This window comes from Schlesneria sp., from assembly GCF_036405755.1.
GTDB classification, from domain to species: Bacteria; Planctomycetota; Planctomycetia; order Planctomycetales; family Planctomycetaceae; genus Schlesneria; species Schlesneria sphaerica.
Map to the genome: position 1 here is coordinate 1 of NZ_DASWWZ010000610.1, position 9,941 is coordinate 9,941.

The 9,941-nt window shown below is 55.1% G+C and carries 8 protein-coding genes; 3 read left to right on the plus strand and 5 right to left on the minus strand.

Going from position 1 to position 9,941, the window contains the following annotated elements; genetic code table 11:
• Positions 1-429, minus strand: a 429-nt coding sequence (locus tag VGE80_RS20155) for a Ku protein (RefSeq protein ID WP_440593902.1), incomplete at its 3' end; no start/stop codon positions are given.
• 441 nt (positions 430-870) lie between these two features.
• Here VGE80_RS20155 and VGE80_RS20160 point away from each other — a divergent pair.
• Positions 871-1,998, plus strand: a complete 1,128-nt coding sequence (locus tag VGE80_RS20160) for a cellulase family glycosylhydrolase (protein WP_440593903.1) — start codon at positions 871-873, stop codon at positions 1,996-1,998.
• Positions 1,999-2,058: 60 nt separating this feature from the next.
• Entirely contained in the window at positions 2,059-3,105 is a 1,047-nt protein-coding gene (locus tag VGE80_RS20165; RefSeq protein WP_440593904.1) for an NAD(P)-dependent alcohol dehydrogenase, read from the plus strand.
• Positions 3,106-3,221: 116 nt separating this feature from the next.
• Here the strand turns inward: VGE80_RS20165 and VGE80_RS20170 are convergent, their stop codons facing one another.
• From VGE80_RS20170 to VGE80_RS20185, 4 genes are all read right to left on the minus strand, one after another.
• Positions 3,222-4,256 (minus strand): acyl-CoA dehydrogenase family protein, encoded by a 1,035-nt coding sequence (locus tag VGE80_RS20170; RefSeq protein ID WP_440593905.1) that lies wholly within the window; start codon positions 4,254-4,256, stop codon positions 3,222-3,224.
• A 195-nt stretch (positions 4,257-4,451) separates the two neighbouring features.
• Positions 4,452-5,216, minus strand: coding sequence for a gamma-glutamyl-gamma-aminobutyrate hydrolase family protein (locus VGE80_RS20175; protein ID WP_397570005.1), 765 nt, complete (start codon positions 5,214-5,216; stop codon positions 4,452-4,454).
• A 743-nt stretch (positions 5,217-5,959) separates the two neighbouring features.
• Positions 5,960-7,267: a nickel pincer cofactor biosynthesis protein LarC gene (gene larC / locus VGE80_RS20180; RefSeq protein ID WP_440593906.1), complete on the minus strand. Its 1,308-nt coding sequence runs from the start codon at positions 7,265-7,267 to the stop codon at positions 5,960-5,962.
• Between the two features lie 197 nt (positions 7,268-7,464).
• Positions 7,465-8,265, minus strand: a complete 801-nt coding sequence (locus VGE80_RS20185) for an undecaprenyl-diphosphate phosphatase (protein WP_440593907.1) — start codon at positions 8,263-8,265, stop codon at positions 7,465-7,467.
• Positions 8,266-8,670: 405 nt separating this feature from the next.
• On the opposite strand from VGE80_RS20185, the gene argJ reads away from it, so the two are divergent.
• The gene (gene argJ / locus VGE80_RS20190) at positions 8,671-9,870 is read left to right on the plus strand and encodes a bifunctional glutamate N-acetyltransferase/amino-acid acetyltransferase ArgJ (protein ID WP_440593908.1); all 1,200 of its coding nucleotides are present in this window, start codon (positions 8,671-8,673) and stop codon (positions 9,868-9,870) included.
• The last annotated feature ends 71 nt before the right edge of the window (positions 9,871-9,941 follow it).

Here is a 9,941-nt window from a genome sequence, read left to right on the forward strand (position 1 = left end):
AGGAAGCACGTAGTACATCCGGCCGTCAAAATAGAGGGGATCAATCGTTTCAGGCGAAAGAAAGGCATCAACCTGCAGGCCTTTTTCTCGTTCAGTCCGCAGCGCACTCAGTTCATCCGGGTCGAACTCAACATACTTTCCTCTGGATACCTCGTAACCCTTAACGATCTCGTCTCCCTTCACCGGGCCATGAACTGGACAGACTTTTTCGTATTGAATCCGACGATGACACTTCGCGTGAAGCTGGTGGAAGTGAATGTCGCTATCCTGCCGATTCAGCGCGTTGAACGCCTCTACGGGGAACGAGACCAGACCAAAACTGAGCTGCCCTTTCCAGCTCGCCCGTTGCCCGGTTGCCTTTGATTTGCCCTGTCGCTTCGCCATGTTGAGGTACCTCTTCCGTCGAATCAGGCGCATCGAAGTTCGCATGCTGCAGTACTCCAGAATCGACTAACTGCAAAAGTCGGGTCCGAAACCTGAAGACCGATCCGGGTGCAAACGCTTTCAGCTTATTTAGAACCAGATCCCTCCCAAAATCTGATGTTGCCCCGGCGGTAGTCGACCCGCTGGGCGCCGGTGTCGAATCCAGTAAGCGCGACTAACCCGGGTTCATAACCGCAGTGTGTACGTGGCAGGTTGCGAGTCGAGCTGATCGAGATCTAGACACGCTGATCAAATTCAGACAATGCTCCCACGAGGTCCGAATAGCCAGTGTAAGGAGCCGCGGCGCAGTTGTGCACTGGTCCGGTCGACGAGTGAGGACAGCAAATCGGAATTGATGGCAGCTTGCTCGAGATCGTGTTAGCTTGAAATCAGGCCTTGGGCGTTCACAAGGCGACCACGCTGATTTCATTTTGCCGGGGTCATTCCATGATCAGAATCCATCAGGCCGTCATTCCGATTCTTTTAGTTCTGCTCTCAGGTGAGTTTTGCGTCGCGCGCGCGGAGGAGGGAGATTCTATTGAGAACAATGGAAAGCAAACACCGACGACCGCGATGGAGACAGTCAAAGTCGCCAACGATCTGAAGGGCTTCGTGATGCACCCCTCTGGAAAGAAATTCATTCCTTGGGGCCACAATTACGCTTCCGCTGACATTCTCGAGCGGCTTTCGAAAGACCCCGAGCGAGTGAAGCGCGAATTCGCCGAAATGAAAGCGGCTGGAACTAACGTCGCCCGGATCCACCCCGAACTGCCCCGTCTCCTGCAGGGCCCGGGTGACGTGGATCAGCAGGGCATCGACGGAATCAAGCAGTTGCTCGACATCGCCCAGCAATCGGGGATCCATCTGAAAATTACGGGACTGGCGAACTACCAGATCAAGGACCGGCCAGAATGGTACGACAAGCTATCAGAGGCAGATCGCTGGAAGACACAGGCCTTTTTCTGGGAATCAATCGCTCGTGCATGTGCCTCCAGCCCCGCCGTGTTTGCCTATGATCTGGTGAACGAACCGGGCGCTGCGGGGAAACCGGAAGAGGGGTGGTATATGGGCCGTATGGGAGACGTCGAGTTTTGTCAGCGTTTAAGCCTCACTCCGGGTGACCGAAACGGCGACGCGATCTACCGCGAGTGGACGCCGCTGATGGTGGCCTCCATTCGTCGCCACGACCCGACACGTCTCATCACCATGGGGATGTTGCCGTTTCCCGGGGCCTATAAAGCAGCTTCCGAATATCTCGATTTTGTTTCACCCCACCTGTATCCCAAATCGGGAAAAGTGGACGAGGAAATCGCTCTGTTGAAGAAATTTGACTGGGGCAAGCCAATTGTGATTGGAGAAACCTTTCCTTTAACGTGTAGCCAGGACGATGAACGAGACTTCCTGCTCAAGAGCCGGGAATATTCCCAAGGCTGGATTGGTCACTGGCCTGACCACTCTCCAAAAGAGCTGGATGCTCTCAAAAAGGCAGGTACGGCAACGATTGAGGATCAGATCTGGCTATCTTGGGTCGAACTCTTCGAAGAAATCGGAACCGCAATGACCTCTCACGAATGATCTGTTCACTGGATGTTCAGAAGACACTTTACCGCATCACCTGATCTGGAGACACGATCCATGAAAGCCGCAGTCTTTGTCGAACCCGGTCGTATCGTTCTAACAGACAAGCCAATCCCACAGGTCGGTCCACGTGACGCATTGATGCGTGTTACGACGACAACAATCTGCGGTACCGACGTGCATATTCTCAAAGGGGAATATCCCGTTGTGCGTGGACTGACAATCGGGCACGAGCCCGTCGGTGTCATTGAAGAGCTTGGTGCAGCCGTGACCGGCTACTCCGTTGGCCAACGTGTGATCGCAGGCGCAATCACACCCTGCGGACAATGTCACTCGTGCCTGGGAGGCAACCAGTCCCAGTGCGGCGGTAAGCCGATGGGGGGATGGCGGCTGGGGAACACGATCGATGGGTGTCAGGCCGAGTACGTCCTGATTCCTGATGCCATGGCGAACCTTGCCCCGATCCCTGACAACCTGACCGACGAACAGGTCCTCATGTGCCCCGACATTATGAGCACAGGCTTCGTGGGAGCTGAGCGAGGGGGCGTTCGTATCGGAGACTCCGTTGCCGTGTTTGCTCAGGGGCCGATTGGCCTGTGTGCGACGATCGGGGCACGCCTTCGCGGCGCGAGTCAGCTCTTCGCGGTCGATGGACTGAATGAGCGGTTGACGGTTTCTCGTCATCTCGGCGCCGACACAACGATTAATTTTCGAGAACAAAACCCTGTCGATGCGATCCTGTCGGCGACGAATGGCCGTGGTGTAGATGTGGCCATCGAAGCTCTGGGGACCCAGTCAACACTCGAGAGTTGCCTGCGCGTGCTTCGACCGGGTGGAGTGCTGTCCAGCCTGGGAGTCTATTCTGGCAAGCTGACATTGCCACCCGACGCGTTTGCGGCTGGCCTCGGCGACCACTCAATTATTACGAGTCTGTGTCCGGGCGGCAAAGAGCGGATGCGAAGACTGATGAATGTTGTGGAGTCAGGGCGAGCCGATCTACGTCCATTTGTAACGCATCGATTCAAGCTCGACCAGATTGAGGAGGCATACGACCTGTTCGCAAATCAACGCGATGGCGTCATCAAGATCGCCATCACGACCTGAGACATGTCAGTTTATCCTGTTCGCGGTCGCAATTCCGTGTTGTCGAATACGCTATCATCTTAGCAACCTCACGCCCTATCGAAAGCGCACTGACCGCGCGGTGACGAGCCGTGCGGTCAGGTGGTCAGTTCCGATAAGACCCCTTCGACGACAGGGCGCGGACAGGACCAAACCAGGAAAAAGAGTGCTTGCCTGGCCCATCGTTGCGCTGGGTGGGGTGCAACGAACCCGCCCCCCTTCGCAATCATGAGTGATGTCTGCGTGGATCGTAAAGCGAGCGTCGTGCAGTCTGCTCGCAAAGTGAGTACTTCCTGAGAATCCCTCGGCGGTGATGTCGCGAAAAGGTGCAGTCGCTGTCTTAGTTCGTGTCTGTTGGCATCCAGCTTGGAAGCAATCTCGGCGAGATCGGGACGCTTCACAGATTCCTGCTGGATGAATTCAATCGCTGCTGCGGACAGGCCAATCGCCAGACAGGAGGTTTCCAATCCACCTCCACCAACTTTGCCGAGTACGCTTTCCGCGGGGCCGGCCAACAGCATTTCAGGAGGGACTTCGACTTGGACACAACGGACCAGACTGGTCCGCGAACCGGTCAATGCGGACAGGGGCAGGGGAGGTTCGATGCTGACACCCGGTCGGTTTGTTTCCAGCATCACCAGAATCTGCCGCGAATCCGAAGTGGTTGCCCCAATGATGATGACGGCAGCGGCATCCGCTCCCGTCACCCACGGAATCTCGCCGTCGATCTGAAAGCCATCGGATTCGAGAGGAGTTGCCCGCAATGAGGGCCCCAAATGCTGCCTGGAAGTCGATAACTGTGACAGTCCCACAGTCAGGAACATATTTCCTTGGGCGAGAGCAGGCAGAAAACGTGACTGCAAGTGTTCTGGCCCTTTAAGCAGTTGCCGAACTCCCGCTTCACGCTGGCTCAGAATAAACGCCGTGGTCAGGCACGACGCGGCAAGCTCTTCAGTTCGGATCAGAATATCGACTGGAGCAAGCCCATCACCACCGTAGGCGCGCGGGATGGACCAACGGAGTGCGCCTGTTTTCTCAAGTACGCTCCAGGAGGAAGCTGGCCACTGGGGGTCACGGTCGGCTGCTTCACTCTGGCCGATCAGTCGCTCTTTGTCTTCTTTCGAAATCATCATCGACAATCCAGGAATGAAACCAGTTTCTCGTCACAGCCTTTACCGGCCCGATGCTCTCACAGAACAATCGCCCCGTCGCAAACGTGATTCAGAGTATGATGGAACAATGAAGATTCCGCACCAGATAACAAAGCACCCCGGCACTCGAAAATGCCGGGGTGACTGTAAATTGGCAAATCAGGCCCAACGCCCGCATTATGCGGCCATTCGCTGAGGAATCTTGAGGATCGTGGGTTCGCTGCCATGAGCGGCGGCCAGGAATTCCTGGAAGATCTGCATGTCCAGAGCTGAAGCCGTATCGTCTTCTGGATGCCATTGTACACCCAGGCAGAACCAGTCAGGATCGATCGACTCGTAGCACTCGATGACTCCGTCGGTTGCGTGAGCCGAAGCTTTGAAACACGAGGCGAGCCGGTTGACGGCCATATGGTGTTCGCTGTTCACGCGGATTTCGCCGGGACCATAGATATCCCAGCAACGCGTTCCTTCGACGATCTCAATGATATGTCGGTTGTATCTTTCGACAGGATCGCGATGGTGCAGGCAACGGGGAACCGCTTCGGGAATGTGCTGAATCAGGGTTCCGCCACAGACGACGTTCAAGGTCTGCATCCCGGCACCAATGGCCAGGATCGGAATTCGTTTTTCCACGGCGAACTTGGCCAAGCGGCGATCAAAATCTTCACGACGAGCGGGCATCGGGCGAGTGTGAGGATGTGGTTCCATGCCAAGTCGCATTGGATCGAGGTCCATCGTGCAACCGGCCAGCACGATCCCATCACACATCTCCAGCGCCTGTTTCAAATCATCGTCACTACTGTAAGGTGGGATGAGCATTGGCAGTCCACCTGATTCAACGACAGAATCGTAGTAACCGGTGTTGAACCAGCTCAGAGCCAGAGCGTCTCTACGGGAAGGCCGATAGTCACCATTGATACCAATTACGGGTTTCGTCTTCATAAAATCCCTTTCCTACGTGGCACATCCTGTGCAAGACTGACAACCATGAACAATGCCGAAACAATCCGCTGGACGCGACGCGCCCCCCTCACCACGGACTGACGACAGACTCCGTAAACACCAAGTATCTGCGTTACCAATACGGCTGAGCACCGACTAAGAATGTCACTTGAAACTCAAGTGAAGCACCTGACGACGTCCAACTCCATCTAACGACTGATTTGCGAATCCATTCTGACAGCACCACCTGAATCCTTCAGGTCGTATTCCAGAATCCATTGAAGTGCATAAAAGAGCTTCAACAGTCTTCTCGAACCGTTTCGACGGTCACTGCTCGCCCTGATTGATGATTGGCGGCAGCGGCGTCCTCACGACCGGCGAAACTTACCGGTCATGAGGATGGATGTAAAGCATATCGACTATTTTGGGGTCAATACAAATTTTGAGCACTAAATATGGACGTCGCTCGAAATCCTGTTGAACTGGGTAGTTTTGAACCTCGTCGGCTCCCTCTTTTGAAGGCAGACCTTGCCACTCGCTGGAAATCACGCCCAGGTAAGCCATTACACAAAACAGGGGACATGAGCATGCAGAAAATCTGCTCAAGCTCCCGTCCCCTGAAATCGTTTACAAGTTCGAATTGGTCCCGCTATCGACCATTTCTGTGCAGAGAAACCGCTTTCAATTGCGATCGGGTCTCTTCGCAGACTCGGGTTCAAGACAAGGCTGAATGGATCCCGGTCCTAGTGATTGTGATCATGGTCATGTCCACAATCGTGGCCATGATCATGATCGTGATCGTGCCCGCAGTCGTGGTCATGATCGTGGTCGTGTTCACCCTCTTCGTCATCCCCATCCTCGTCGTCGTCGATGTCGTCTTCCAGGTGGAATGCGAATTGAGCGGCCATGTAGACATCGCGAAGCGGCAGTTCATGTGCCTTGGCGATTTCGACACAATGGTCAAATTCGGGCTTGAAGACGGCCGCTTCGTTTTCTCTCCAGCCGACCTTTCCCTTGATCGGACCAAAGTCCGTCTCAACGGTATAGGACATTCGGTCGCGAATTGACCGATGAACACGCTGACGCCGAATTCCAAATGTCTGAGTTTCGCTGAAGATGATGGACTCCAGCTTTCCGACCTCTTCCGAGCGACAAATCACACTCAACATGACCGCTGGCCGGTCCTTCTTCATTTGAATCCCGGTCGTGTAAACGTCCAGCGCACCCGCTTCAAGCAATCGTCGCTTCGTATACCCGAGAATCTCGCCTTGAGTGTCGTCCAGGTTCGTTTCCAGCAACATCACGCTATCGCCAGACGACTCGACGCCCGCCGTCTTACCGATGATCAGCCGTAGAATATTGGCTCGCCCCTCCAGGTCGCGCGTTCCTGCCCCGTAACCGATTGTGTCGATCGTCATCTCGGGCAGAGCGTCGACAAAATGGCTGGCGAGGGTCTTCACAATGGCCGCCCCCGTCGGCGTGGTCAGTTCCGCATTGACCGGAACGTCGGATAAGGGGATCCCCTTGAGTAACTCCGCAGTTCCTGGAGTCGGAATAGGACAGACACCATGAGCGATTTTCACCTCGCCCCGTCCTGTCGGGATGCGGCTGCAGTACAGTTCTTCTACGTCCAGTAGATCAAACCCGATGGCTGCTGCAACGATGTCGACGATGGAATCAACCGCACCCACTTCGTGGAAGTGTACCTGGTGAACGGGTGAGCCATGCACCTTCGCTTCTGCCTCCGCAACCGTCTGGAAGATTCTCAGCGCCAGATCTCGCTGATTGTCATTGAGAACTTCGGAACGGTTGATAATCTGACGAATATCGCTGAGGTTCCGATGGACATGCTGTTCCGGATGTTCAACACGAAAATGCTTCGCTCGAAATCCACCGCGCTGCACTGCGTCGACATGGACTTTGACACCTGGCAGATTCAGCGAATCAATGCCTTCGCGAAGGGCATTCGGGTCAAGTCCCGCATCCAGCAGGGCCGCGACCGTCATGTCGCCGCTGATTCCGGATGCACAGTCTAAATAGGCAATACGCATTGAACGAGTCCTCAAATGACAGGTTGTTTCGCTCCCCCATGTACTAAGGTGGGATTACGATACGGAAAAGTCGATCCCGCGTCGCCAACGAATCGATCCCGGAAGGAATCACAATCGATTCCCTCCAGATCGATTATGGCGTCATCAGGTTAGTAGACGTCAGTGATTTTTTGTCGACAGCTTCGCCAGGGCTGAGATCAGTGGCCCATCCCCTTCCAGATCAGCGTAGCAGTACCGGCCGCCAGACAGTAGTAGCCGAAAATGTGGAGACGTTGTTTTGAAATCAGGCTCAGAAGCAGACGCAGAGCAATAATTCCGACAATAAATGAAACAATCATTCCCATCAGCAGGACGCTACCCGGTATTGCTTCGGGATTGCCCCCTTGCTGCTTCAGCAATTTCACCGCATCAAGCAAGGCAGCCCCCCCAATCGCCGGTATCGCGATCAGAAACGAAAAAGTTCCTGCCGATTCCCGCTGAAGTCCTGCCAGCATTCCTCCGGAAATCGTGCTTCCCGACCGTGAAATTCCAGGAACGAGAGCGACAGCCTGGAAGCACCCCACCATCAGCGCGACCCACCAGGGCATCTCTTTTTCGTTGTAATTTCCCCCTTTTACTCTCTGACTGAGAAGCAGCAGTGTTCCCGTGACGAGTAGTCCGCAGCCAGCAATCCAGGCGTTCTCAAACAGCGGTTCCAGTCTCTTTTTAAATAGCACTCCCACCAGACCTGCCGGAATCGAGGCCAGGACAATCGCGGCACAAAGGCGCAAATCTGCTTCAAGAATAATTCGCTTCAGACGCTGAAAATAAACAGTGATAATCGATCCCAGAGTCCCCAGGTGAAGGACGATATTGAGCGTCATCGCCTCGTCTTCGACGGATTTTCCCTGTCGTAAGAGCTCATCAATGATAACCAGATGTCCCGAAGAACTGATTGGCAAGAATTCAGCAACTCCTTGGACGACAGCCAAAATCAGCACGCGAACGGTATCGTTCATTAAATCCCTTTTCGAACCTGACGGTATCCCTGCGAACGTGGGCGGAGTCTATCAAGCTGATCGCAATCCGGTCGAGTGAGCTGAGACTTCCGACCGTCAGAACTTCGCGAAATCCAGCCAAGTCGACTGCAGGGCGTGTTATCCAAGACAGCCTCCCGCAAAGGTGACGGATTTATTCATGGGCCTCTCATTCGATTGCCACCAGACGCGAACGTGGAACTGCACTCCCGTGTCAGGCTCTGGATAGCCACGCACCCCACCTCAACGCTATTTTAAACGGCGGGACCGTCAACTTGAGGAATTCTTGGCGGCAAAACCTCCAGGTGATCCAGTGCAATTGCCTGAGAGTCCTTTCTCCCCCCCCCAACCCATTCAGTTCCAATGCTGCAAGGACTGACTGCGAATATGACAGAACAGACTCCACTTCCGGCCGGATTCTCCACAGCAGGCTTCCGGTGCGGAATTAAGAACGACGCTCCCAAACTCGACCTGGCCTTGTTCGTTTCCGACCATCCTTGCACCGCGGCGGGCGTCTTCACGACCAATCTTGTCTGTGGAGCCCCTGTCAAAGTTTCCCGCGATCGGTTGCCACGCGCCACGGCCAGAGCTGTCGTCATCAATTCAGGTAACTCCAATGCAGCGACAGGAGAACGGGGACTTAAGGACGCCCGTCGTATGACCGCGCTGCTTGCCGAGCAGATCGGAGTCAGTTCCGAGGACGTCCTGGTGGCGTCAACAGGAGTGATCGGCCGCTTCCTGCCGATGGAAGTGCTTGAGGCGGGAATCCCTGCCGCCGCAAAGGAACTCGCCAAGTCGCCCGAGTCATTCCTGAAGGCCGCTCAGGCGATGATGACGACTGATACGTTTCCGAAACTGACGACCGCTACAGTCAAAATCCAGGGGCGTGAAATTCGAATCAGCGGAGCGTGCAAAGGGGCCGCCATGATCGCTCCGAACATGGCAACCATGCTGTGTGTCATCATGACCGATGCGAAACTGAGCGTTGACGCGGCCCAGACCATGCTGCGACATAGCGTGCAGGACTCCTTCAATTGTATCAGTGTCGACGGCCATGAAAGCACCAGTGATTCGGTGGTCCTGCTCGCCAACGGAGCCTCGGGTGCGGAAGTGGCCTCAGCAGAGAATCAAAAAGCGTTTCAGGACGCTCTGGACGAAGTTGCTGTCAAACTGGCGACCGACATCATTCGAGACGCCGAAGGGGCACACCACTTTATTGAACTGAATGTGACGGGCACTCGCAATCGAGACGAGGCCTTCGTAATCGCGAAGTCGATTGCCGACAGCCCGCTGGTCAAAACGGCCATCTGCGGAGCCGACCCGAACTGGGGACGTATCATCTCGGCGGCCGGATATGCGGGAATCCCCCTCCTGGAAACTGACATGACACTCGTCATTAACGGCTTCCTATTGTATGAGTCCGGGACTCCTGTCGCGTTCGACGCCGCACAGGTCTCAAAAAGTCTTCGCGACAACCGGGTCGTCACAATTGATCTGAAGCTCACCCATGGCTCCGGCAAGGTGCGGTTCTGGACATGTGACCTCACGAAAGAGTACGTAGAACTGAACGCCGACTACACGACCTGAACTCGTCGCTCGTAAACTGAGCGCGGGTACAGCGACAATTTCGTCTGGCCTCTCTCCTCATCAACCCGGGG